The sequence below is a fragment of the Thioalkalicoccus limnaeus genome, from assembly GCF_041197575.1.
Classification (GTDB): domain Bacteria; phylum Pseudomonadota; class Gammaproteobacteria; order Chromatiales; family Chromatiaceae; genus Thioalkalicoccus; species Thioalkalicoccus limnaeus.
The window spans coordinates 75145-100964 of sequence record NZ_JBDKXB010000012.1 but is presented as its reverse complement, the minus strand read 5'-3'; the positions used below and the strand labels follow the sequence as shown (position 1 = coordinate 100964).

General features: G+C 63.5%; 21 protein-coding genes. 5 read left to right on the top strand and 16 right to left on the bottom strand.

The genetic code is table 11. The features are described from left to right. Positions 1–582: 582 nt before the first annotated feature. Positions 583–1239 carry a hypothetical protein gene (locus ABC977_RS10760; RefSeq protein ID WP_369667265.1) on the bottom strand — a complete coding sequence of 219 codons (657 nt, stop codon included), beginning with the start codon at positions 1237–1239 and terminating at the stop codon, positions 583–585. Next, the gene (locus ABC977_RS10755) at positions 1240–1443 is read right to left on the bottom strand and encodes a hypothetical protein (protein WP_369667264.1); all 204 of its coding nucleotides are present in this window, start codon (positions 1441–1443) and stop codon (positions 1240–1242) included. Positions 1444–1783: 340 nt separating this feature from the next. On the opposite strand from ABC977_RS10755, the gene ABC977_RS10750 reads away from it, so the two are divergent. Further along, complete coding sequence (locus ABC977_RS10750) at positions 1784–3757, top strand: alpha-amylase family glycosyl hydrolase (protein WP_369667263.1); 1974 nt, start codon at positions 1784–1786, stop codon at positions 3755–3757. Between the two features lie 96 nt (positions 3758–3853). Here ABC977_RS10750 and nifA read toward each other — a convergent pair whose 3' ends face one another. Next, positions 3854–5428, bottom strand: a complete 1575-nt coding sequence (gene nifA / locus ABC977_RS10745; RefSeq protein ID WP_369667262.1) for a nif-specific transcriptional activator NifA — start codon at positions 5426–5428, stop codon at positions 3854–3856. A 19-nt stretch (positions 5429–5447) separates the two neighbouring features. After that, positions 5448–7085, bottom strand: a complete 1638-nt coding sequence (gene nifL / locus ABC977_RS10740; RefSeq protein ID WP_369667261.1) for a nitrogen fixation negative regulator NifL — start codon at positions 7083–7085, stop codon at positions 5448–5450. Positions 7086–7439: 354 nt separating this feature from the next. On the opposite strand from nifL, the gene ABC977_RS10735 reads away from it, so the two are divergent. Beyond that, positions 7440–7772, top strand: coding sequence for a 4a-hydroxytetrahydrobiopterin dehydratase (locus ABC977_RS10735; RefSeq protein WP_369667260.1), 333 nt, complete (start codon positions 7440–7442; stop codon positions 7770–7772). 83 nt (positions 7773–7855) lie between these two features. Here ABC977_RS10735 and ABC977_RS10730 read toward each other — a convergent pair whose 3' ends face one another. Beyond that, entirely contained in the window at positions 7856–9154 is a 1299-nt protein-coding gene (locus ABC977_RS10730) for an alpha-amylase family glycosyl hydrolase (RefSeq protein ID WP_369667259.1), read from the bottom strand. Between the two features lie 2 nt (positions 9155–9156). Next, entirely contained in the window at positions 9157–10977 is a 1821-nt protein-coding gene (locus ABC977_RS10725) for a glycogen synthase GlgA (protein ID WP_369667258.1), read from the bottom strand. A 533-nt stretch (positions 10978–11510) separates the two neighbouring features. Here ABC977_RS10725 and bioA point away from each other — a divergent pair. The 3 genes from bioA to ABC977_RS10710 all read left to right on the top strand — a co-directional run bounded on the left by bioA (position 11511) and on the right by ABC977_RS10710 (position 15113). Continuing rightward, positions 11511–12827 carry an adenosylmethionine--8-amino-7-oxononanoate transaminase gene (bioA, locus tag ABC977_RS10720; protein ID WP_369667257.1) on the top strand — a complete coding sequence of 439 codons (1317 nt, stop codon included), beginning with the start codon at positions 11511–11513 and terminating at the stop codon, positions 12825–12827. A gap of 206 nt (positions 12828–13033) precedes the next feature. After that, positions 13034–14884, top strand: coding sequence for a Na/Pi cotransporter family protein (locus ABC977_RS10715; protein ID WP_369667256.1), 1851 nt, complete (start codon positions 13034–13036; stop codon positions 14882–14884). Then, on the top strand, positions 14793–15113 hold the full coding sequence (locus ABC977_RS10710) for a hypothetical protein (protein WP_369667267.1): 321 nt from the start codon (positions 14793–14795) through the stop codon (positions 15111–15113). The genes ABC977_RS10715 and ABC977_RS10710 overlap by 92 nt, the downstream gene beginning before the upstream one ends. A gap of 284 nt (positions 15114–15397) precedes the next feature. Here ABC977_RS10710 and ABC977_RS10705 read toward each other — a convergent pair whose 3' ends face one another. The 10 genes from ABC977_RS10705 to ABC977_RS10660 all read right to left on the bottom strand — a co-directional run bounded on the left by ABC977_RS10705 (position 15398) and on the right by ABC977_RS10660 (position 25715). Next, positions 15398–15970, bottom strand: a complete 573-nt coding sequence (locus tag ABC977_RS10705; RefSeq protein WP_369667255.1) for a GNAT family N-acetyltransferase — start codon at positions 15968–15970, stop codon at positions 15398–15400. Between the two features lie 323 nt (positions 15971–16293). After that, positions 16294–17400 carry a terpene synthase family protein gene (locus ABC977_RS10700; RefSeq protein WP_369667254.1) on the bottom strand — a complete coding sequence of 369 codons (1107 nt, stop codon included), beginning with the start codon at positions 17398–17400 and terminating at the stop codon, positions 16294–16296. 152 nt (positions 17401–17552) lie between these two features. Next, on the bottom strand, positions 17553–18425 hold the full coding sequence (locus ABC977_RS10695) for a trypsin-like peptidase domain-containing protein (RefSeq protein WP_369667253.1): 873 nt from the start codon (positions 18423–18425) through the stop codon (positions 17553–17555). Positions 18426–18443: 18 nt separating this feature from the next. Next, positions 18444–19688, bottom strand: coding sequence for a D-alanyl-D-alanine carboxypeptidase/D-alanyl-D-alanine-endopeptidase (locus ABC977_RS10690; protein WP_369667252.1), 1245 nt, complete (start codon positions 19686–19688; stop codon positions 18444–18446). Between the two features lie 400 nt (positions 19689–20088). Then, complete coding sequence (locus ABC977_RS10685) at positions 20089–20823, bottom strand: LrgB family protein (protein ID WP_369667251.1); 735 nt, start codon at positions 20821–20823, stop codon at positions 20089–20091. After that, positions 20820–21185, bottom strand: coding sequence for a CidA/LrgA family protein (locus ABC977_RS10680; RefSeq protein ID WP_369667250.1), 366 nt, complete (start codon positions 21183–21185; stop codon positions 20820–20822). Before ABC977_RS10680 ends, ABC977_RS10685 begins: the two co-directional genes overlap by 4 nt. Before the next feature lie 295 nt (positions 21186–21480). Then, positions 21481–22077 carry an HMA2 domain-containing protein gene (locus tag ABC977_RS10675; RefSeq protein WP_369667249.1) on the bottom strand — a complete coding sequence of 199 codons (597 nt, stop codon included), beginning with the start codon at positions 22075–22077 and terminating at the stop codon, positions 21481–21483. A gap of 207 nt (positions 22078–22284) precedes the next feature. Then, on the bottom strand, positions 22285–23643 hold the full coding sequence (locus tag ABC977_RS10670) for a sigma 54-interacting transcriptional regulator (protein ID WP_369667248.1): 1359 nt from the start codon (positions 23641–23643) through the stop codon (positions 22285–22287). Positions 23644–23646: 3 nt separating this feature from the next. Then, entirely contained in the window at positions 23647–24213 is a 567-nt protein-coding gene (locus ABC977_RS10665; protein WP_369667247.1) for a hypothetical protein, read from the bottom strand. A 17-nt stretch (positions 24214–24230) separates the two neighbouring features. Next, entirely contained in the window at positions 24231–25715 is a 1485-nt protein-coding gene (locus ABC977_RS10660) for a HAMP domain-containing sensor histidine kinase (protein ID WP_369667246.1), read from the bottom strand. Positions 25716–25820 lie beyond the last annotated feature (105 nt).

The window sequence follows — 25820 nt, the reverse complement described above, 5'->3', positions numbered from 1 at the left end:
TCGTGTGGCGATTCCGCGGAAATTTGGCTCTGTTAAAGAAGTTTGCCTCTGTTACGTTTGGTGTGGGTCAGGGGCGCGCTAAGCCAGCGCCGTATCTCAATCTTGTTGCTGTGGCGCCGCGGGCGTCCGCTCGCTGGTGCGCGGTTGACGCGGCGCAGTGTGGACAAAGGGTGAATGAGCGGAGGCAAGCTGTGAGCAACTCGCTGCACCAGGATTATAAAGCTTCTCAACGCCTTAGCGAGTTGTTCACGGCTTGTCCCGCGGTCGCTCGCGACATTCACGCTTTGCCCACACGGAGTCCGCACTCCCACGATGCGCGGACGTTCAGGCCGACCACGTCGCGGCACGTCTGTCACAACGCGGCTCAGGCCCTGACGCCGAACCCACACCAAACGTAACAGAGCCTTAAGTTTACTGTGGGCACCCTCTAGTATGGCGTTGACAAAAAGCACTTAAATGATTGTCTTATGGGTTATAATCTTCGAACCCTTCGTTGACTTCGCTTGCGCGATTCTGGCTTTTACGTCAGAGGGTTGCGTGCATACCGCAGTCGGTTTTGTAAACACCCTCTCAAACCGGTGATCACCACCACCAGAAGTCTTCATCTTCCAGTAGCCTGCCGATACCCATAAGCTTTTCAGATTTTATGGTCGCTCTCAGGGCTTGATGTTCTGCGCTCGGAAACCTGATCGCCATCCCGTTGGTGATTCTGAGTGCTTCGTCTCCATAGTCGCCTTCTCGCAACAAGCCAAGGATCTGAAGGATGTCGTGCCCGTTCTTCAAAGGAAATCGCACGGCACCCGCACCGTCGCCAAATTCGAAAAGCTCCGTCTCCCCTTCCAGGAATGCCTCGGCGCTTGCGGGAAAGCCCTCTAGAAGGCTCTTTGCCATCTTCGCGGTTTTGCAGCCAAGAATCAGCTGCGGCCGCAGGAGTGGACCCGACAAGTCCTTTTCGCTGAGAGCGGTCAGAAGTTGCCCGAATTCCCAGAACGATGCGTCGATCTTCACCTTGTCGAGCCGGGGCGGCTGTTCGCCGCCGGTCGACGCGGCAGCGGCCTGCTCCGCCGGCCATTCGATGAAGGCGAAGATCCAGATCGCGATCACGTTGGCGAAGGGGACGATCAGGATCAGCGACCACCAGCGAGAGAACCCGGCCTTCATCGCGATCGGACCAAAAACGACGATCGGGATCAGCAGGACCGCTAGAATGACCAACGCGAGAAAAAGCGTCTCGCCCATTTAGCGGCCTCCATCGGTGCGGGCACCGAGTTTCCACGTCGACAACGACAAGATGACGCCGGTCGCCAGGATGCCGACGAAGGGGACAAAAATCGTCAGGCTGATCAAAGGATTGACGCCGGCGCGCCGACAGATCCGGTACACCGGATAGAGAAACAGGATCGCCAGGATCACGGCCTGGCCGAAGTATTCTTCGAGCGTCATCGATCACCTCCCCGGACACCATCGCCGGCATCGCGACAGCTTTGGTCACCATCGACCGCTCGCTCTGGGATCGACGGATCTACGTAAAGACTAGGCATCGAGTCTCCGACACATGAACACGGAATAACGCCAGCCAGATCGGCCAGCCGTCACTCTCAATGCTACTACAGAGACCCGAAGCGCGACACCGCGCGGCCAATCCGGCGTCCGATGCCACGGCGACGGCCTGCCGCCGAGCCCCTGTCGCTTTTGCCGGCCACGACGGGCTGGTAACCTTGCCTTGCAGCTCGCGCCCGCGCGCAATGAAACCCCTTCTCTCGGCGCCGTCAACGGATCCCAGATGTACGAACAAATCTCTCACGCCCTGCTGAACGATATCCTCGACGAATTCCACCCGGAGGTCAGCCGCGAGGATCTGCGCCATTTCTACACGCGGCTCGGCGCGAACTTCTACGCGATACACTCGCTGTTCAGCCAGCTCTACGGCCACCGCGACGATTTCAAGCAGCGGATGATCGAGCTCACCGAACGCCTGGCCCGGGCCTACATCCAGCGACCGGACGAACTCAAGCGGCTCGACATGGCCCGCGAGGAGGACCACAACTGGTTCCTGAGCCAGGAATGGGTCGGCATGGCCCTGTACTCGGACGGCTTCGCCGGCCATCTGCCGGGCCTGACCGAGCGGTTGCCGTATCTGACCGAGCTCGGCATCAATCTCGTGCACGTGATGCCGATCCTCAAATGCCCGCGCGGTGCCAGCGACGGCGGCTATGCGGTCAGCGATTTTCGCGACATCGACCCGCGCGCCGGGACCCTCGATGACCTGAACCAGTTGGCCGAGGCGATGCGCAAGCGCGGCATGTTGTTGACGCTCGATGTGGTCGTGAACCACACCTCGAACGAGCATCCCTGGGCCCAACAGGCACGGGATGGCGACAAGGTCTACCAGGACTACTACTACCTGTTCCCGAATCGCGACGTCCCTGACATGTTCGAGGAAACGATGCCGGAGATCTTCCCGGAGACCGCGCCCGGCAACTTCACCTGGGACGATGCGATGGAACGCTGGGTGATGACGGTCTTCAACAACTACCAGTGGGATCTCAACTACAGCAATCCGGCGGTGTTCATCGAGATGGTGGACATCATCCTGTTCTGGGCCAACCAAGGGGCCGACATCGTCCGCCTCGACGCGGTGGCCTTCCTGTGGAAGAAGATCGGGACCACCTGCCAGAACAACCGCGAGGCGCACCTGATCCTCCAGCTGATGAAGGACTGCTGCCAGGTCACGGCCCCTGGCGTCCTCTTCATCGCCGAGGCGATCGTCGCGCCGCTGGAGATCATCAAGTACTTCGGCGAGGACGCGGTGATCGCGAAGGAGTGCGAGATCGCCTACAACGCGACCTTCATGGCGCTACTGTGGGACGCCGTCGCGACCAAGAATGCCCGCCTGCTGACCCAGGGGCTCAAGAGCCTGCCGGCCAAGCTCGACCGGGCCACCTGGCTCAACTACGTGCGCTGCCATGACGACATCGGGCTGGGCTTCGACGACGCCGACATCCGCGCCTGCGATTACGAGCCCTATGCCCATCGGCGCTTCCTGGTCGACTGGTTCACCGGTGTCTTCGAGGGCTCACCGGCGCGCGGACGGCCTTTCGGGGTCAACCTGAAGAACGGCGACGCCCGGATCGCCGGGGCGCTGGCCTCGCTGGTCGGACTCGAGGTCGCAATGGCCAACGACGACGCCGAGGCAATCAGTGATGCGATCGAGACGATCCTGACATTGCACGGCATGATCCTCGCCTTCGGCGGCATCCCGCTGATCTGGTATGGCGACGAACTGGCGACGCTGAACGATCACACCTTCCTCGACGACAGCGACAAGGCCAGCGATACGCGCTGGATCCATCGTCCGCGGATCAACTGGGAGCGCGCCGAGCGGCGCCATCAGCGCGGCAGCATCGAGCAACGTGTGTTCGACGGACTCAAACGCCTGATCGCGGTGCGTAAAACCACGCCGGCCTTCGCTGACTTCAACAACCGCGACCTGATCGACGTCGATAATCCGCACCTGTTCGTGTTCCTGCGCACGCACCCGACCCTGGTCGGCGACTGGGTGCTCGTGGTCGCGAATTTCAACGACAACCCGCAGTACCTGGATCTCGAGAACATCGGCAACCGCGGGCTCTTCCGCCATGGGCAGGCCAAGGATCTGGTGACCGGCGAGTCACCGGCGCTGTTCAACGGCCGACTGGTCGTGCCCCCGTTTCGCTTCTATTGGCTGACCGACCAGCGGCCGGGAACCCACCTCTGACCCATAGGACCGATTCAGAAACAAGCGGCGCCACTCGGCCTCCGATGGCGGGATGCGCTGTGCTTTCCCGCCCTACGTCGCCTCGACCGAGGTCGGTCAGAACTGCCGCACCTTGATGTTCAGGGTCTGGATTCGATAGGCGATCTGGCGCGGTGTCATGTTCAACAACCGTGCGGCCTTCGCCTGCACCCAGCCGGCTTCCTCGAGGGCTGCGATGACCCGCTCGCGCTCATCGAGATCCGGATCGTCGAGCGCCGGCTTCGCGATCGTCGACGGTGGCACCGGTTGTTCCGGGAATCGACCCTCGTCGAGGCCGCTGACATGGATCACGTCACTGTCGATGACGCCGGTTTCGCTCATCACGGCGGCCCGTTCGAGACAGTTCTCGAGTTCCCGGACGTTGCCAGGCCAGTGATAGCGCATCAAGCCGCGCAGCGCATTGTCGGTGATCTCGAGATCCCGACGCTGCATCCGCGCGATCTTCGCGACCAGAAAACGGGCCAGATCGGGGATGTCTTCGAGCCGATCGCGCAAGGCCGGCATCCGGATCGGCATCACGTTAAGTCGATAGTAGAGATCCTCGCGAAAATCCCCGCGCCGGACCTCGGCTTCGAGATCGCGATTGGTCGCCGCGATCACCCGCACGTCGACCTTGAGCGTGCGATTACCGCCAACCCGCTCGAGCTCACCCTCCTGCAGCACCCGCAGCAGCTTGACCTGGAAGGCCGGCGAGATCTCGCCGATCTCGTCGAGGAACAGGGTGCCACCGTCGGCCTGCTCGAAACGCCCCTTGCGCTGCGCCACCGCACCGGTGAAGGCGCCCTTCTCGTGACCGAACAGCTCGGACTCCAGCAGGTTGTCCGGCAAGGCGGCGCAGTTGAGCTTGACGAACACCCCCCCGGCGCGCGGCGAGTTGTAGTGGATCGCGTTGGCGATCAACTCTTTGCCGGTGCCGGACTCGCCTCGTATCAACACGGTCGTGTTCCACTTCGCAACCTGACGGACCTGTTCGAAAACGGTGCGCATCGCCCCGGCGCGGCCGATGATGTTGTCGAACCCATGATCGCCCTTGACCTGCCGGCGCAGCTTGTCGCGCTCCTCGCGCAGGGCCTGCTGCTCGGCCGCGACCCGGTGCGCTAAACGCACCACCTGGCCGATCAGGTTGGCGACCATCTCGAGGAAGCGCGTGCGCTCATCGAGCAGGCCATCGACGCGCGGCGGCTGAGCCGCGCAAACGCCGACCGGCCCCTCGTCGCCAACGCGGATCGGAACGCCGATGAACGGCAGATCCGGATCGTAGAGGTTCAGTCGATCGAGGAACCGGGGTTCATCGCCGACCCGCGGCAGGACCCAGGGTTCGTTGCGCTCGAGGATCTGCCCGATCACGCCCTCGCCGGGTCGATACCGAACGGTCGTGAAGCTGTCGTCGTCGTCATCGTGCAACGCGCTGACCAGCAGATCACCGGATTCGGTGTCGACCAGCGTCACCATGCCGTGGCGCAGACAGCCGTGGTCATGCAGCACCTTCAAGACCTCGCGCAGGGTCTCGCGCGGATTGAGCGAGCGACTCAGCACGCTGCTGACCTCGAACAGGGCGGCCAACTGCGACTCCAGCAACGCTAGACGCGGCCGGCTGTCCGACATATCGAGTTGATTCGTCTCCGGAGTCATTGCCAAAGCCGTGTTGCGGTCAATCCTCGGCCACCGCCGTCAGATACAGCCGGATGCGGCAGCCCTCGTGATACTCGGGATCGATCTCGATCGACCCACCGTGTTGATTGACGATCTCCTGCGTCAGAGGTAGCCCCATGCCGGCCCGCCCCCGGCGGTGCCGCCAGCCGATGTAGAAGGGCTCGAAGACCGCGTAACGCTGCGCGGACGGGATCCCCGGGCCGTTGTCCTGGATCACGACCTCGACCGATCGGTCGACGACGCGCGTCGCGATCCGCAGCTCGCGGTGCGTCCGCCCGCTTTCATTCAGGGCCTGGATCGCATTGTCGATCAAATGCTTGAACATCGCGCGCAACTGGTCCTTGTGACCGCTGATCTCGGGCAGCACGTGCGCCGGCTGCCAATCGACGACGATCCCGGCCGCGAGCAGTTGATCGGTCTCGAGTTCCAAGACTTGCCGCAGCAAAGCATTGATATTGACCATCAGACCGGCCTCGCGCGGCTGCTCTGGCAAGGCCGCCTGCAGGGTCGCGAGGGCCTTGTGACCCGAGGCGCTGATCTGCTGAAACAAGCCGCTCAGGACCTGTGGATCCCCGCCGCCACCCTTGAGCATCTCGGCCGCCGCCTGGATCAGGTTCAACGGACCCTGCATTTGGTAGATGGCGGCGGCCAGGGCCTCGCGCATCGTGTGGCCGAGTTGCTGCTCGGCGAGCCGCGCCCGCAGGTTCTCCAAGTACGCACGTTCGATCTCCCGGCGCCGCGCCGTGATGTCGTTCGCGAGCAGCAGCAAGCGCCGCTCGCCCGCTGGTTCCTTGCCGAAGAAGGTGCGGCAACTGGGTTCGAGCTCGTGGGCCGGCTTGCCCGAGCACGCGAACCAGCGCGGCCCGCCGGAGCCGGCGACCTCCAAGCTGATCTCGACGTCTTTGAAGCCCCGTTCGGCGAGCGCCGCCTCGAGCGGATCGAAACCGGCCTGCTTGCGCAGCGCCGCGCGCAGGAGATCGATCGGCTCACGGTCGCCGAGCTCGCCGCGGAGCTTGCGATACTCCTGATTGTCGAGCAGCAACCGTCCCGCATCATCCAGCAGCACGACGACGACCGGCGCGGCATCGAGCACCGCCTCGACCCGCGCTTTCTGCTGACGCAGTGCCGCTTCGAGTTCGTGCACCCGGGTGACATCGCGGTGGATGCCGAGGAAATAGCAGATCGCCCCATCCTGATCGAGGACCGGCGAGATCGCGAGCTCCGCCAGATAGTCCCCACCGGCCTTGGTCCGGTTCACCAGGGTCCCGGTCCAGGTCTGTTTCTGCTTGATCGTCCGCCACAGCGCCTGGTAGACGCTTGCCGGTGTCGCGTTGCTCGACAGGATCGACTCGTTTTCGCCGATGACCTCGGCCCTGGCATAACCAGTCAACGCCTCGAAAGCCGCATTCGCATAGAGAATGATCGCCTGGGCGTTGGTGATCGAGATCGCCACCGGTGACTGCTCGACCGCCTCGAAGAACAGCCGCGGTGGCAACGGATCGGCCACCCCGTCCCCGGCCAGCGTCAAGGCCTCGATGACCTCCGGCGGCGTCCCAGGCGGCGGCGCGGCCAAGAAGCCAGCCAACGCGTTAGCAACCATCTGTTGCACAGGGTCCGACGAGCCTTTCGCGGTCATGATCCAGCTCCTGGTGATACGGGGGTAATCGGGGATCCGTAAATATATGCAATTTGTGCGCCTTTTGCAGGCAGCGCCTCGCCATCGTCGACGGCCAGGGCCCTCCGGTCGCGACGCGCGGATTCTTTCGAGATGATCGGTGCCGACACGCTGACTCATCGGTCCACGCTCGAGCACTACAAAGGTGCGCACCCCCGCGGCGACGGAGCCTAGCATGCCTCATCGAGAGGCACACCGCAGCCGCCCCGGTTGGCGAAAACCTTGAATGCCAACCGGACGCACCCAAACGCAATGGGCTGAGCCCACCGCATTCGGGCGGTGGGCCAGTCGCCACATTCGTCGAGGAGAGAGCAGATGACCGAACTGACCCAGGAACGATGCGATGCCTGCCGTGCCGACGCGCCGCGGGTGACCGGCGAGCAGCTCGAATCCCTGCGCCGGCAGATCCCGGCGTGGTCCGTCGAGACGCGTGACGGCATCGCGCAGCTGGAACGGCGTTTCGAGTTCCCGGACTTCGCCCAGGCCCTGGCCTTCACCAACAAGGTCGGCGCGCTGGCCGAAGCCGAAGGCCATCACCCCAAGCTCACCACCGAGTGGGGCGTCGTCGTCGTCACATGGTGGTCGCATAAGATCAGGGGGCTGCACCGCAACGATTTCGTGATGGCGGCCAAGACAGACGCCCTCTAGCCGACGAGGATCCGAGCGGATGGCCGGTGACTGGGCGCTCGACGTCGCGCCCCTCGCCGGTTGTCCTCAGGCGAGCCGCGCGATCAAACCGCGGCGCGTCGAACCTGGTCCCGCGACGAGCCGGTCACGAAGATGCGCGCCATGCCCGGCTCGAGGTCGAAGGAAAAAGGCATCGGCACCTGCGCTTGCGGGCACTCGGGCGAGACATCGCGCAGTGGCGACGGACCCTGGACATAGCGGGAAAGATCATCGTTGTAGAACCGCTGGCGATGGTGCGGATCCTTGTTGAGCACGATCAACGCTTGGCGATCGCCGCGCTGACAGGTCTTCCGCAGGAGCAGGATCGCGGGGTTCGCGTGCGCCAACGGCTGGGTCAGGCTCTCCTCTTGAAACACCTGGTATCGCGACTTGAGCTGGTTGACCCCGGTGATGAACCCGGTCAGATCGACGGCCGGCGCCTCCCAATGTGCCGGTGTCGTCTCGACCACATGCAGGCGGCGACGAAACCCGTACTCGAAACCGATCGGCATCAGGACGCCGCTGGAGAAGAGCGCGGCGAACAGGTAACGCTGCTTCATCGCAGCGACATTGCCGTTGGTCTCGTTGAACAGCCGCTCGGTATCGTGGCTCTCCGGAAACCCGATAGATGGGGCAACCTGACGCGTCAGCTCGTATTGCTCGAGCAGCCACGGGCTTTCGAAATCCCACCATTTGCCGCTGTTGAACACGGCATCGAAACCGGCCGCTGCGGTCTCGCGCGTCTGGTCCGGCGAACAGCCGAGGGTCTCGGCGACGAACACCAGGTCCGGATCGCGGTCTTTGAAGCGGCCGATCAGCTTGCGCCAGAACGGTGCCGGAATCTGATAGGCGGCATCGCAGCGAAAGCCAGTGAAGCCCAACCCGATCAGGTAATCGACGATCTCCGCCGTGTAGTGCCAGAGTCCATCGGCGTCGGCGCTGTTGTGATGGTCGAAGCGCGCCAGATCGGACCAGACCACCCGGCTACCATCGGCCTCGACACAATAGGGATGCGCGACGGCGCCGCCTTCGTACGCGAACCACGCGGGCCGCTGTTGCACCAAGGCCGAGTCATAGGCACAGTGATTGACGACGAGATCAACCATCAGCCGCAGGCCGAGCTGCCGGGCTTCGTCGGTCATCGCGCGCACCTGCGCTTCCGGCGATAGGCCCGAGGCGGGATCGATCAGCGCCTCATTGATCGCGAAATAATCGGCAATCGAATACAGGCTCCCGGAGCGTCCAGTGGTCTGGATCGGATTGACGAAGATCCAATCGAAGCCCATCGCGGCAGCGCGTTCGAGGTGTGGCGTCCACTGGACCACCGGGCCCGCGAGCAACGGAAACAGATTGTATATTTTCATTGTCATCTGTCGCGGATGAAGTCATAGATGTTCAAATAGTCCTGGCCTGGACGATTCCACGAATAATCCGAACGCATCGCGTTCTTCATCAGATCGCGAAAATGTTCCGGGTACTCGTAATAGCAGGCCAGCGCACGACCGAGGGCCGACTCCAAACCCGTGTAGTCGTAGTCTTGAAAGACATAGCCATTGCGTTCGTGCAAAGGGCGTGACGAATGGTCCTTGTCGAACACCGTATCGGCCAGGCCGCCCACCGCGCGCACGACCGGGATGGTGCCATAGCGAAGCGCGACCAGTTGCGTCAGTCCGCAGGGCTCGAAGCGGCTCGGCACCAACATCATGTCGGCACCGGCGTAGATCAGATGCGAGAGGTCCTCGTCGAAACCGATCTCGAGATGGCAGTCCGGGCTATCATTGAGCATCCGTTTCAAACCCCAGAAGTCGGCGTTGATGCGCGGGTCGGGACTGGAGCCGAGCAGCACGAACTGGCCACGGTTTTCGAGGGTATAGAAGATCGCATGACGGACCAATTCGAGGCCCTTTTGCGGGTCGAGGCGACCGATGAAGGCCACGATCGGCTTCTCGTTATCGGCCAACATCAATCGGTGGCGAAGCGCCCGCTTGTTGTCGTACTTTCCGTCGATTCGATCGACGCCGTATTGCACCGGTATCTGGCGATCGATCTCGGGATTCCACATGTCGTAATCGACACCATTGACCACGCCGCCATACTTCACATGATGCGTATGCAGCGTCGGTTCGAGACCGAAACCGTGCCCCTGATCCTTGACCTCGACAGCATAACGGGGCGAGACGGTGGTCACGAAGTTGGCATAGACGACACCGCCCTTGAGCAGGTTCAACGCGTTCGCATAGCGATTGTCACGCAGCCGATGGTAATCGAAGAAGTAGTCGGGGCGATGCAGCCCGCTGGCGCGCAACAGCTCCGCCCCGATCAGCCCCTGGTGGGCGAAATTATGGATGGTCAGACAGACGCGCGGATGCGTCATTCCTAGTGGCTGATAGAATTCGTAGAGGTAGACCGGCACCAAGGCGGTCTGCCAATCGTGACAATGGATGATGTCCGGATGTTTTCCGGCACGCCACAGGAACTCGATGGCCGCGCGCGAGAAGAAGGCATAGCGCAGCACATCGTCGGGGAACCCGTAGATGCTACCGCGACCGAAGAAATTGTCTTTTGAATGCGGCTCGATGAAGAAGCACTTGCGGTTATGAACGAAGCCGAAGAACACCGTGCAATGGATCGCCGCCTCATACCAGGGAACCCAAAGATCCCGATAGACCTCGTGGAGTTCGAAAATGTGGTCGTAGCGGAGATTGTCGTATTTCGGCAAGATGATCTCGACATGATTGCCACGAATCGCCAGTTCGCGACTCAAGCCGAACACGACGTCGGCCAGCCCGCCGACCTTGGCGATAGGCGCCATCTCCGGCGTGATCTGGACGATGAAGAGGCTCGGGCGTGCCGGATGATCTGGAACGGCCGGCATCGCCACCGCGAGATCGGGTTCGGCGGCCGGTTCCGGCGTCGCCGACGCCGTGAGGAGGCGCGCCGGCAAGCGGCCCGTTTCGGCCGCCTCGACCCAATCGGCGGGTGTTTCTGTCGGCTCCGCCCGCCGACCTGCCGGTCGCCGGTCCAGGCGCGCGCCTTCTGGGGCGACGAGTGCAGCGCCCGACAGGGGTCGCTCCGGGTCGCCGTTCGCGACATCGATGGCGACCGAGACGGGGCGCCGCGGAGCCTGGGTCGCGTCGCTCGGGACCGGTGCTGGGGCGAGACTCGGCCGGGCTGGACCAGTCTCCATTCGCGGATCCGCGGCCGGCTCTGGCGAGCGGCGCCCTTCGGGCTCGCTCGGCGTCACGGCGCGCTGGGCCGCCGCGGTATCGCGACTCGGCCGTGCCCGATCGGTCGCCACTTGCGGGGCCGAGGCCGGGTCTGTCCCGGATCGACCTGCGGATTCGATTGGCGACGCGCCAGATTGCGCAGCCAGGGCCTCGCGACCCGGTGCGGATCCCGAAGCAGCGGACGGTGTCACCGTGGTTCGTGGAGTCGGCGACCGATCATGCGCCGATGAAGCCCCGGGCTCGATCTCCTCGCGCGGGGACCGAGCCGACTGATCGACGACTTGCTTTTCGCTGGGCTTCTTGGCCATGAGTACTGTCCTGGACCGGGGTCATGATTCCGCCTGCCCTGGTCGGTTCTGCGTCCCGGACCCGGGTGGATCGAACACCTTCGGGCTGCCATGGTAAAGCAGTTCCGCGACGGGCGGGAGGGCACCGCCCAACATCGGCCACCCCATCGCCCGCTCGCAACCACCCGACACAGGAGCCCACACCGATGACCGACCCGACCAACCTCGTCCGACGCGATCAGGCCCATGCCTGGCATCCCTACACCGGAACCGCCGCCCCGGATCCCGTCTTTCCGGTCCGACGGGCCTCGGGGACCCTGATCGAGTTGGCCGACGGCCGCTTCCTGATCGATGGCATGGCCTCCTGGTGGTGCGCGATTCACGGTTACAACCATCCGGTGCTGAACCGAGCCATCGAAGATCAACTCGGTCGGATGGCCCATGTGATGTTCGGCGGCTTGACCCACGCCCCGGCCGTCGAACTCATCGAACACCTCGTGGCCCTGACGCCATCCCCGCTTCAGCGCGTCTTTCTCTGCGACTCCGGTTCCGTCTCGGTCGAGGTCGCTATCAAGATGGCGATCCAGTACTGGCGGGCGCGCGGGCGTCCCGAAAAGCACCGGCTGCTGGCGGTCCGCAACGGCTACCATGGCGACACCCTGGGTGCCATGTCGGTCTGCGACCCGGTCACCGGGATGCACGGGCTGTTTCGCGGGATCTTGCCGCAGCAGGTGTTCGCCCCGGCCCCCACCGCCCGCTTCGGCGAACCCGCGAGCGGCTCGGACATCGCGGCGCTCGCCGCGGTGTTGGACCAGCATCATCGGGAGCTGGCCGCGCTGATCCTCGAGCCGATCGTCCAGGGCGCCGGCGGAATGCGTTTCTACGCCGCGGATTACCTGCGCCAGGCGCGGGAACTCTGCGACCGACATGGAGTGCTGCTGATCGCCGATGAGATCGCAACCGGCTTCGGCCGCACCGGCCGACTATTCGCGTGCGAGCACGCCGGCATCGCGCCGGACATCATGACCCTGGGCAAGGCGCTGACCGGCGGTTACCTGACTCTTGCCGCCACGCTCGCGACGGCGGAGGTGGCCCAGGTCATCTCCGAGGGCGAGCCCGGCGTCTTGATGCACGGGCCGACCTTCATGGGCAACCCGCTCGCGTGCGCGGTCGCCAACGCCAGCATCGCGCTGCTCCTCGGCCAGGATTGGGCCGCCGAGGTTCGCCGCATCGAACGCGGGCTGGCCCATGGCCTCGCCCCGTGCCGAGAGCTGCCGGGCGTCGTCGATGTCCGCGTGCTCGGTGCGATCGGCGTCGTCGAGTTGGCGCATCCCGTCGTGCTGGGCCGAATCCAGCCCCGTTTCGTCGATCGCGGTGTCTGGGTGCGTCCCTTCGGTCGATTGGTCTATCTGATGCCGCCCTACGTCATCACCGATGAACAACTGGCGACCCTGTGCTCGGCCCTGGTCACTGTGGTCCGCGACGAGGTTGCCGGCGGGCGGGACGTCTCGAATCCGACCTGAACCGACAGCTCGGCGCCGTGGCATCGACACCAGCTCGATGTTACAGTTTGATGAATGCAAGGCGCGCGACCCGCGCGCGGACCAACACGGTCAGCCCAGCCTTTGCGGACCCGTTCGCTCGATCGAGCCTGCCCATGATGGGTCGCGCGGGCGGGCGCGCCTGCTCGTCAGCCAACCCCGGGGGTTCCACGCCAGGATTCGAGTACATGGCCAAGCTCCGTTACCTGCCGCTGCCAACGGCCCTCGTGATCCTGGCTTGGGCCCTGTGGCTCGACCCGAACCTGACGCAGATCGCCGCCGGTGTCGCGATCTTCCTGTTCGGCATGATGGCGCTCGAAAACGGCTTTCGCGCCTTCACCGGGGGAGCCCTCGAACGCTTCCTGCAATGGGCCACGAGCCGCCTGTGGAAGAGCCTGACCTTCGGCGTCTTGGCCACGACGCTGATGCAATCGAGCTCGCTGGTCACGGTGATCACGATCTCGTTCTTGAGCGCCGGACTGATCGGGCTGGCGCAGGGGATCGGCATCCTATTCGGGGCCAACCTCGGCACCACGACCGGGGCCTGGCTGATCGCCGGCGTCGGCGTCAAGGTCGACATCGCGGCCTATGCGATGCCGCTGTTGATCTTCGGGGTCCTGCTGGTCTTCCAGCGCTCCACGACGCTGAAGGGACTGGGCTACATCCTGGCCGGGGTCGGTTTTCTGTTCCTCGGCATCCACTACATGAAGATCGGCTTCGAGGCCTTTCGCGACACCATCGACCTCGCCGCCTATGCCGTTCCGGGCCTGCGCGGACTCCTGATCTTCACCGCGCTCGGCATCTTCGCGACCGTCGTCATGCAGTCGAGCCACGCGACGCTGGTCTTGACGATCACGGCGCTCGCGGCCGGCCAGATCACCTACGAAAACGCGCTCGCCCTGTCGATCGGGGCCAATGTCGGCACGACCATCACGGCCATCATCGGTGCCCTCGGGGCCAATATCGAAGGCCGGCGCCTGGCCGCGGCGCACCTGATCTTCAACCTCTTGACCGGTGTTGTCGCCCTGGTGTTCATCCACCAGTTCGTGATGATCGTCGAGGCCCTCGGCGATTGGCTCGGGATCGGTGCCGACGACTTCACGTTGAAGCTGGCCCTGTTCCACACGCTGTTCAACCTGACCGGCATCCTGCTGTTGCTGCCGTTCATCGGGAATCTCGTGACCCTGCTAGAGCAACGCCTGAAACCGCGCCCGCGCACGGTCAGCACCCCGCGCTTCATCAACGAGGGCCTGCTCCAGACACCCGAGGCCGGGCTCGAGGCGGTCCGCAAGGAGCTCGATCACCTGTTCCAGAACGTCTTCGACATCATGGCGTTGGTCCTCCACATCGAGCCGGCACGGCTGCGTCGCGGCCAGGGGCTCGAACAGGCCCAAGTCCCTCCCGAACGAACCCGCGTGATCGATGTCGACGACTACTACCAGCGTCGTGTCAAACCCCTGCATGGCGCCATCGTCGACTTCATTGCCCAGATCGAGACCCACGACAGCCAAACGGCGCAGGCGTTCCGGCTCCGCGCCGCGAGCCAGGACCTGATCGAAGCCCTCAAAGACATCAAGCACCTGCAAAAGAACCTGGTGCGCTTCATGGTGTCTACGAACCCACATCTGCAACGCGAATACCTCGCGTTGCGTGCGCGACTGATCCGGCTCTTGCACGAACTGCAACGGATCGCGCAGGGCGTCGAGGAGAATCCTGCTCTATCCTTCGATATACTGCGTGTCGAGACCGAGGAACAGGATATCGTCGCCAATGGCCAACTCGACCGCTTGATCCGTGAACGGCGGATCAACTCCGGGGTTGCCACCTCGTTGATGAACGACAGCGGCTACACCTACGATATCGCCAAGAATCTGATCAACATGGCCCGAGTCGTTTTTGCCCCCGCGGAACCGATCATGCGCGAGATCGACCACGACATTCACCTCGATGAACAAGAAATCCACGACGTCGTCGGCCAGCGCGAACAGGCTCGAACGCCTCCGGAAACAGCTCGGCAAACAGGCGAAACGCCTCGTTGAGGCGCTGCGGCTCCTGTCGGCGACGGATCGTCGCCATAAGGCGCGACGGGCACGACTGAAGGCCCTGCTCGCCGATATGAAGGACCAGGAAAAGACGATCCGCGAGCGCTTGGGCGAGATCCCCGACGAGACGGAGCGCACTCAGCTCGAGCGTCGCCTCCAGATACTGCGCCAGCAACGGAAGAAGGCCGTCACCATGTTCAAGGAGCGGCAAGACTCCGATCGATAGAAGACAAGGCTACCGCCGGAGCGGGGACGATCATACGCGCAGGATGCTGATACTGCGGGCAGCCGCCTTCATGCCCCTGTTTCGCGATCGACTCGACGGCGGGATCCCTCCCGCCGGGGATCGCGGCGACCCGCCTCCGATTACTTTCGGGACGATTGATACCGTCAGGAAAAACCAGGCCGCGTATGCCACCTTCAGGGCCGTGAACACGGAACCGCCTGCACGCGCATCGCATTGCTCTGCCCGCCCGGCTCAGGGGGAAGGGAAAAGGCTGGCCCTCCGATTCATTTTCCCTCGGCAGATTCCTGCCTCGAGTCGTTCGACCATTCCTCATGCGCGTAGCCGTACCTGGCCTTCGGGCTAAGCCCCTTGTACTTCCACATAGTCCATAGCTGGTCGGGCAGGCCGACACTCGGAGACTGAAATCCCAGGCCTTCGAGCAATCGCCGGCACCTCGAATTGGTTGTGAGACACTCCGAGATCAACTGGCTGAATCGCTGGTCCTCGAATCCATCATCGATATACCGGCGAAGCGCCGATTTCATAATGCCACGGCCCCAAAAATCAGGATGGATGTCGAAACCGACATAACACACCCTGCCAGGTGGCGCGTTGCCATGGCGGACTTCGCGGTCATAGAGGTACTCAGCGACATGGCCGACCGCTAACCCGTTGCACGTGACCAGAAAGTGTGTATGGCATAGGCCATCATGACGGTTGTCGCCGGTCATGTACCTGTCCAGCCAGTGGCAGAACAGTCTTGTGTCTGGATTGTTCCGGCGAACCAACGAGTGTCCGGCAACCTCCTTTATGAAGACCGAATCCTCGGGGGTCGCACGACGGTAGTCCACTATCATAGGTAGTTCCCCAATGCAGGGCCATTTGGTCGGCGCGGCGCGCAGACGCTTGTCGTCGCGCGGCGTCGAAACAGGAAGGCCGGGCACGGACCACGGTTTCTCGCTACCACGGGCCATCCTTGCCTACGAGCCGAGGCGACCTCCCCGGGGAGCCAGACGCCTAGCGGATCCATAAGGTCTCGGCGTTGACGGACTCATGGATACCCATCGCGCCGAACTTGCGCCCGTAGCCAGACCCTTTTCGATTCCGCAAAAAGGCGGCCGAGGATCGCTCCTGACGAGCCCGTTGACGATCGATGGATCGAACCCGGGGACCCCGTGGCCTACCCTGTTGCCGGCCCGTACTGTTTTGACGCCTGCCGTATCGAGGTCCCGTTCTGCAACGCCATGTCGACGTCGAACCGCTGATACCGGGCGCTCCGCGCGGACCAGTCCACGAGGCCGCGCATCCAGCGCTTGAGCACATCCGCATAGGATAGGTAAGCGGCTTCATGTCCAGCGAACTCGTCTCCGAGCAGGAGGGGAAGCTGCCGCTCGACGTCCAGAAAAGCATCCAGTTCGCCGTTGCACCGGCGCGCGACGGTGCGGACGGCGTCAGCCATGCTGAGCGAGTCGTCCTGCTGGAGTGTGAAGACGACGTTGCCGAGCCCTTGCCTGACATCGCGACAGAGACCCGCAAGGTCGTTGATCCATATGCTGTAGTTGACCGCCAACCGCTCCATCCGGCGGACGAAAGGATCGGCGAGAACGGGCGTCGGCGGTATCTGTTTGGCAACCGCCATCAAATCGAGGCAAGGGGCAACCCCTACAGTCATGTGCCGCACCTGTAGATAGAACGCCGTGTTGCTGTTGGCCGCCGTCGTCGGGCCGATCAGGCTCTCCCAATGCGTGCCCATCACATACTCGCGAAGGTGGTGCGCCATGCGCTCATACCAGGGCTGGAGAGATGGCTCGCAAAGCTGACGGACCTGCTGAAGAAAATCGTCGAAGGCCACGATGACGGGCGGGTCGCTCTCCGACGCCTCGCCTCCGGCCAACAGATCGAGGTGCCGCTCGCAGAGCCGTTTCCGATACGAGCGAATGTCCTGCTCCGGGGACAGGCTGATATCCATGACGTCGTCGAACACGAAGAACCAGGTCATGAGATGGGCAGCGGTGACCGCGGCCTCGACCGGCAAATCGTAATATTGATACGCCGAGATCAGGTCGAACCGCGTGTCACAGTACCTGTCGTAGGTGTCGCCGTTCGGCAGAATACCGAAGCCCCGCGCCCAAGCGCGGTGCTGTTCCAGGATCGCTTCGTGGTCCCGATGCAACCCGGCGACCAGGGGACAGCCTATCTCCGCGTCGAACGGCGGTTCGTCGTGCAGGCATCCGTATCGAAAGACGACCCTGGAACCGTCCAGTTGGATGAAATCATCCTTCGCCATCGCCCTATCGCACCTCGGTTCCAACTGCCCCGCTTCGGCGGGAGTGACGAACATGAGACGGCTCTCCCGCGCCGGACCCGTCGCAAGGCAGCCGACGGTCGATCGTCGGAAACGAAATCAGCGGTGTCATCCCACGCTTAGGTCTGGTCGAACTAACGGCCTGCCAGCACACGATCGAGCGCTGCACGCGCCCGGTTGCTCGGTACCGAGAAGCCGATGCCGACATTGCCTCCCGTCGGACCAATCAGCGCCGTGTTGATTCCGACGACCTCGCCGGCCAGATTGATCAGTGGTCCGCCCGAGTTCCCGGGATTGATCGATGCGTCGGTTTGAATCAATTCCCCCAGGCGATGGCCGCCGACCCCGGTGCGGCCGACGGCGCTGACGATGCCCGACGTGACGGTCTGCCCGAGTCCGAACGGATTCCCGATCGCGATGACGAAATCGCCAACCTCCAAATCATCGGAATCACCGAACCGCAATGTCACGCTCCTCACCGGCTCGATCTGCAGGACGGCGACGTCGGCTCCGGCATCGCCGCCGAGAAGGCGGGCTCGGTAGCTGCGCTGGTCGTTGAAGGTCACCGTGATCTCCTTTGCATCCTCGACCAGATGATGATTGGTCAAGACGAATCCGCGCGCGGAATCGACGACGACACCAGAGCCCACACTCTGTCGCCGTTCGGTGCGACGCCCATCTGGGACCGGAAGATCGAACTTTTCGATGAATCGACGGAAGTCCGGGTCGCGCAAGAATGGATGCTCGCGCATCGCGACCTCGGAAACCACGGAAATGTTGACGACCGCGGGCGTCACCTGGCGCAGCAAGGGTGCCAGGGATGGGTAACCGCCGCGCGCCTTGCGATACGGAAAGGCCGCTGCCTCGTTGCCGCCGACCAGACGCGCCGCCGGGAGGGCGGCCGGCGGCTCCCCGGTTGTTTCAGCGACCGGCATCGCACACCCCAATAGCGCCCATGGCAATAACCAGATCAAGAACATGGACCTTCGCCAATGGGTCGTTTGCATGGGGGCACCTCCAGGCGGTCAATCGCATCGTCGAGCAAGACAGAACCGCTCGAGGGTTTCGATCCGCGCCAAATCGTCGGCAACCTGGCGCCGCAAGCCATGATCGACCGGCTGATTGACGAGCAGCACAAAGGATGACCAAGCGTTCTCGCGCCGTATAACGCCAGCATAGGTGCTGACCCCCGTCAGGGTCCCGGTCTTCGCGCGGACGGCGCTGTTCCCGGGCTGGACCGGCATCAGGTCGACATAAGGCAGAAAGGCCGTGACGACATCTGCCAATTGGTGTGCGCTGAGCCGGTTGCCCCGCGACAGACCGGCACCATCCTCGATCGTGAAGTCGCGCCAGCCAAAACGGTTTCGTGCCCACTCGGTCATAGCCGCCTGCGAACGCGCCATGCCCAGGGATCCGCCCCGCGGGTCAGCGCCCAGCAGCAAGAACAACTGGTTCGCGATGAAGTTGTTCGAATACTCGAGCATCGGCACCAACACCCCCCGGAGGTCTCGGGAGTTATGGTGCGTCGCCACCGATCGCGCGCCGGACGGAACCGGACCGACACGCTGACCAGCCCCAACCAGGATGCCCTCGGCCGCTAGTTTGGCCGCCAGCAACTCGCCCGCGTAACGCAGGGCTCGATCAGGCTCCTGCAGATTGATGCGATGCGACCCGTCGCCGAGGCGTGCGCCGAGTTCGCGACCTAACGCCGTCAGGGGTGTCTGTGTTTCAGCGCTCTGGACCTGAGCCCCGGTCACCTGGAGGTGGATGGTGTTGAAATTGACAGCGAAGGCGCTGACCGGCGCATCGTATGGATTGGCGCTCCTCGAACGGCCGGGGATGCGGAGGTTGCGGTCGAACAGCGCGTCATCGATGCCGATGCCCGTGACCGACCGAACGCCGGCTCGCTTCAAAGCCGCCACGATCAGGTCGAGTTCCTCGGAGACCAGATACGGATCCCCCGAACCTTCGACCCACAGCCAGTCATCGGAACTGAGGTAGAAGCGGGTGGCGAAACGATGGTCCAATCCCCAGCGGTCGATGGCGGCGAGCGCCGTCAGCAGCTTCATCGTCGAGGCCGGGATCATGGGCCGATCGGCCCCGCGGGCGATCACCGGCGCCCCGGATTCGACGACCAGGAGGCTCGCGTGGGGCAGCCCCAAGACACGGTCGAGCGCCTGCCCAGCCGCGCAGGCGACATTGCCGATGAAGGATGCCACAAGGGACACCAACAGGATCCAGGCGCAAAACAAACGGTATCGTGCAGTCATAAACTTCTATCGCTATCGAACGACAGCTGTCCGGGCTCCACCCCCAGCGCCGATGGCGGCGACTGGCGGCAAGCCGAACGAGGGATCAGAGCAAGCACCGTTGGCACGGCCTGTGGCGCGAATCCCGGCAGGAGATCGCCTCGGACCACGGCCGCACCGCTATGCTCGCACGGTGCCTCCCGGTCGGCCGCTCGGCGGCCAATGAACGAAGCATAACCGAATGGGCGCGCCCACGGCACACCAGGCGCGACGATCCAACGGAACACCGCCGGGCCACCGCGGATACCCACCCCAGCGGATCGCGGCGCTCAGCGGCAACCGAGCTGGTCGCGGCGACCGGCACCCGGAAATCCCGGAGCGCAGGACAGCCAGTCGCTTGGTCGGCATCTGGCGCCCGGCGTCAAACCCAGGTCGCCAACAATGGCACCAGCACGGCCGTCAGCAGCGCATTCAGCCCCATCCCAATGCCCGCGAAGGCCCCCGCGATCTGGTTCACCTGAAAGGCACGAGCGGCGCCCAATCCGTGCGACGCGACACCGGCCGCGAATCCCCAGGCCGCCCAGTCGGTCACCTTGAGCCAGGCCAGCAACGGAGCCACGACGATGGCCCCGATGATACCGGTCGCGATCACCAAGGTTGCGGTCAAGGATGGCAAGCCACCGATCTCTTCGGCGATCCCCATCGCGATCGGGGTCGTCGCCGACTTGGGCGCCAACGACAACAGCGTCTCGTGGCTGGCCCCGAGGAGTTGGGCCACCACAACCGCCGACAGGATGGCCGTGATGGATCCAGCGAATAGCGCGATCGCCATCGGTATCAGTAACCGTCGGATCCGATGGCGGTTGCGATAGAGCGGCACGGCGAGCAGCACGGTCGCTGGACCCAACAGGAAATGCACGAATTGCGCGCCGTCGAAATAGGTCGCATAACTGGTGCCGGTCAGCGTGAGAAGACAGACCAGCAGCAGGATCGCGATGACGACCGAGTTGACCAGCGGCGTCCCCCCGCTGACCCTTTGCAACCCGTGTCCGATCGCGTAGGCCGCCAATGTCGCCGTCAGCCAGAAGAGCGGCTCCTGTTGCAGATAGACCCACAACAGATCCAGTTGCTCCCCATCGCTTGCCGCGTCGATCACGTTCCGGACTCCGTATCATGGAGCCGGAGCCATCGCATCGCACCGAGGAACACCAAGGCCGTCACGGCCAACGTCAGCGTCGTGGATACGACCAGGCTGATCAGGAGCGGCAGCCATTCGGTCTGAATGCGCGCGAGGTGCAGCATGACGCCAACCCCGGCCGGGACGAAGAGCAGCGACAGGTGGGACAGGATCCCGTCGGCGAGTCGCTCGAGCCGCGCCGGGATATCTCGCCTCAGCACGAGCAGGAGGAGCAACAGCATGGTTCCGAGGACCGGTCCGGGAAATGGGATCCCGGCGGCTCGCACGACAACCTCGCCAACGAGTTGACAGACGAGCAAGAGGAGCAAGATATGTAGCATCGGATCCGTTCCGACAGGAGGGACGGAGAGGTGCGACGGCCTGTCGAGTGACCCACGCGATTCGATCAGGCGCCACACCAGTGTGCCCTGGCATGACGTGCACCGGGTGAGCGCATGGTCTCACGGTTCTCCGCCAACAGGCACCCGTCCTGTCGGACGGTGCGCCGGCGTTGGATCAGGGCGCTGCCGCCACGGCCAGCCAGGGACGACGAATCACCAGCAAAGCCGCCACGATGACGCGACTCGAAGGCGACGAGCGGAAGCGCCGGGGACAGGAGTGCCCGGGAACGGCCAATCAGGCGGCCATGTCGGTCTTGGACGGCTCACGCAACAGGGGTTGCGACACCTGGTAGAGCCAGGCCAGCCCTGGATGGGGCTGCGCGGCCTTGTCCGCACCAGGCCCCGGGGACGAAACGGAAACCTGCTCGTACCACAAGGCACGAAACGAGGTTCTGAGCATCCACCGGGTGACCCGCAGATTGACCCGACACAACCATGACGGCCGTTCTGGCGGAACAACCGCGGGTCTCAGACCGAGCCGTTCGATCAACGCAGACCAAGAGGTCTGGCGAGCGGACCGCACGGGTTTGACCGAAGACGAGGCGACGACCGGCACTGATGCTCGGCCGCCCGGTCCCGCTTTTGGCACCAGGGATCGACCACCATCCCGTTGCAGCGGTGCCTCGACGATCCGCACAACCTGATCGTCCGTCAATCGGGACGTATCGAACAGGATCACAAGGGCATCGCAGGCCGGGTTGGCGCGCACGCGTTCGATGCCGTCTCGCGTTCGCAGATCGGCCAGCAGCGGCTCGTAACGACACCAATCCCGGCCCAAGTTGGCCACATGGAGCCGCAACCGGCCAGGTATTCGATGGCGAATCTCGATCATCCTCAAGAAGCGGCCTCGCCGACTGATGGCTTGCAGTGACCCAGATCATATTGCGAGACGTTATCGTTTTCAATACCCCGCGCGCCGCGGAACGATCGGAACGCATCGCACTGGCCGATACCGACCAATCCGAGTTGTGGCCACTCCGCCTGCACGTTCCGCCCTTTCGGGCGACGGGAAACGACATCGGCGTCGATTTGCGGTCGCTCAATCGTCCCCCTGTGAACGAAAGAGCTCCGGTTCGAGACAGTGGCGACGCAGCAGTTTGTAGAATTCCGTCCGGTTTCGACCAGCGAGGCGCGCGGCTTGACTGACGTTTCCTTCCGTGATCTGCAAGACATCCGTCAGGTATTCCCGCTCGAACTTGTCACGGGCATCGGCCAACGGCAAGATGCGGCTGAGATCCTGCCGCAACGCCCGTTGTACCAAACCCGCCGGGATGATCGGAGTCGTACACAAGGCGGCCGCCTGCTCGACGACGTTCTGCAGTTGCCGAACATTCCCCGGCCATGGGGCCGACACGAGCAGCTCCATCGCCTCGGGCGCGAACCCCTCGACCTGCCGTCCGTTGCGGGCATTGGCCTCGCCCAGAAACCGATTGGCCAACAGCGACACATCTTCGCGACGCTCGCGCAACGGCGGCAACTCCAGACGCACCACGTTGAGCCGGTAGTAGAGGTCCGGGCGAAATGTCTCGTCGACCATGGCCTGATCGAGATCTCGGTGGGTCGCGGAGATGATCCGGACATCGACCGACTGTGGTCGATTCGCCCCGACCGGGCGGACTTCCCTCTCCTGCAACACGCGCAGCAATTTGGCCTGAAATGGCAGGGGCATGTCGCCGATCTCGTCGAGAAACAGCGTACCGCCGTTGGCCTCTTCGAAGAGCCCCTTGCGGTTCTGTGCAGCGCCGGTGAAGGCACCCTTGCTGTGACCGAAGAGTTCCGATTCCAGCAGCGCTTCGGGAATCGCGCTGCAGTTGACAGCGATGAACAGGTTGCCGGCCCGGCGGCTCGCACGATGGACCGCCCGGGCCAACAATTCCTTACCCGTACCGCTCTCGCCGTGGATCAGGATGTTCGCATCGGTGCCCGCGGCCAGATAGGCTTGGCGAAGGGCCTCCTCCATTGCTGCACTGCGTGTCGTGATGGGCGCCCGCCAATCCTCGAGCTGGTCGGCAGCCGTGTCCCATCCGCCCCCGAGCCGACGCGCCCGTTCGATTGCGGACAACAGCTCCTGACCGTCGAATGGTTTGGTCAGGTAACCGAAGACACCCCGCTGGGTCGCCTCGACAGCATCGGGAATGGTCCCGTGAGCGGTCAAGATGATCACTGGAAGTCCAGGGAATTGCTGTTGAATCGAATCGAACAACGCCAGCCCATCGAGGCCATCCATCCGGAGATCCGTGATCACCAGACGTGGCTGAAACTGGGGTACAACAGCCAAGGCTTGTTCCCCGCTGCCAGCCGACTTGACCTGATACCCGGCGGCGCTCAAACGGATCGAGAGCAGCCGCAGGAGCGACGGGTCATCATCGACCAACAGGATTCGTGCACCGTCGTTCATAGGTCACTCACGTTCCGGAACCGGCATATCGAGGATCCGGTTTCGATCACGCAATTCCTGATCAATCGCCTTCAGTTCCTCCAGTTGCCGCGCGAGCTCGATACGCTGTTGCTCGAGTTCGCGCACGAGCTCGATACGCTGTTGCTCGAGTTCGCGCACGAGCTCGATACGCTGTTGCTCGGCCTCGCTCAGCTGTGTCTGAAGCCGCGCGATGGCCTGCAGTTGGTCCTCGACCAGGGCTGCCAGCAAGCGGTTGGCGGGTGAGACATCCGATCCCGTCAGGTACTGCCGCAATGCTCGCCGGGCCTGGTTGCGGTCGGCCTCCTGGCCGAGTAGAGCGAGAATCAGGCTCACCGGCAGCAGTGGAATCGGTTCCCGCTGCATCAAGCCCTTCGCCTCCTGGCGCAACGCATCCGGGCCCGCCTCATTGAGCACCGCCAGCTCGGAGAACAGGTGATCGAGAGACTCGGCCTCATGGATCCAGGCCGCGCCCCTCGGCGCCTTGGTCTGCACACATGACAACAAGCCGAGGCTAACTACCACGAGGGCAACGGCAACTGATCGCATCACGACTGAACTTTTCATGTTCAACGAGGCAAGCCCCTTTCAACACCGCCGGGACAGCGCTTGCGCTCCCGTCCTTTCGGCAGACGGAGCCGCAGACAGGCACCTTCGTCCGAATCGGCTACGTCCAAATGACCCCCGAGGGCATCGGCATAGCGGTAGGCGATATAAAGGCCGAGACCGGTGCCACCGTTTGGGCCCGAGGCCCGGTTCTTCCCCTGGAAAAAAGGTTCGAAAATGCGCTCGCGATCCTCGGGAGCTATGCCTGGCCCCTGATCTCGAACCTCTATGATGACCTGGTCTCCGTCGACCCTCGTCTCGATCCGAACCCAGCCACGCGGAATCGTGAACGAGACGGCATTTGACAGCAGGTTGTCCAACAAAGTTCTCAACTTATCCCGATCCGAACACAAGGTCACCTCGGCCCGGGTCACATCCAGCTTAACATCCTTGACCCGGGCCGCCAGTTCGTGCTGTTTCGCCAGGTCGGTGATCAGGTCATCGAGCGCCAGTGGTTCCATGGCAACGACCAGGCCGCCGTTATCGACCTGCCCTCCACGCAGCAAGCTCTCGATCATCTCCTGCAAGGATAGGCTATTGGCCTTGATGATTTCGGCGATCTCCTGTTGTTGCACGTCCAGTCGGCCGACGACGCCCGCGGTCAAGATTTCCGCCCCCTCGCGGATGCTCGTCAGCGGCGTCTTGAGCTCATGGGAGACATGCTGCAGAAAAAAAGTCCGTTGTTCATCGAGCTCGGCCAGGCGCATGCGCAACCTATCGAGATGACGACCGAGAACGGCCAGATCGTTCGGCCCCTTGACATCAATCGGCCGGTCGAAGCGACCGACACCGAGCGACTCGATCGCGTCCTTGAGTTGGCGCATTGGCTTGGCGATCAGGACACCAAGAAAGGCCGCCAAGATCAACGCCGCCGGGATCAGGGCTGCCGTCTGCCATAGAAGCTGCTCACGCACCTGTTCCCCATTCTCGCGCATCACCTCGATCTCGCGGGGTACGGCACGAACGCTGTCCATGAATAGGTTGCGCACTTGACGCGCGATCGACAGAAACCCCTGCAGGGCCTCATCAGGCGCCAGATCGCCCGAATGGACCCCTTCCCACGCGTTGAACACATGATGCGCATCGGATTCGAGGTGCGCGAGGGTCTCACCGCCAAGCCAGTTCCGGTCCAACCGGTCCATACGCCTCAAGATATCGAAAAACCGTTCTTTCTCGACCCGGTAAGATTCGAGCAACTCCGCATCACCCAAGACTTGGTACTGGCGCGCGTAACGTTCCAGGTTGGTCGCGTTTTCGGCTAGTTCGCGACTGAGCTGGATCGCCTGCGCCGCTTCCCGCACCGCGTGCTGCCCCTGAAAGGTCAACCGATCGACCGAGATCAGCGCCGTCATCAGCGCCAACAACAAAGGCATACTGGCGACGGCGAACCCGAACAGACTCAGCTGGGCCAACGACAGAAGGCGGTAAAACGAGAAACGGTTGGGCATGAGCGATCCTCGACTTGGAACAATGTGCGGCCGGCGCTCACGGCAAGGCCGATGGCCATTGCTGCCCGCCCCCGCCGCCGCGTCCCGGTTGACTTTCGGGCTTGC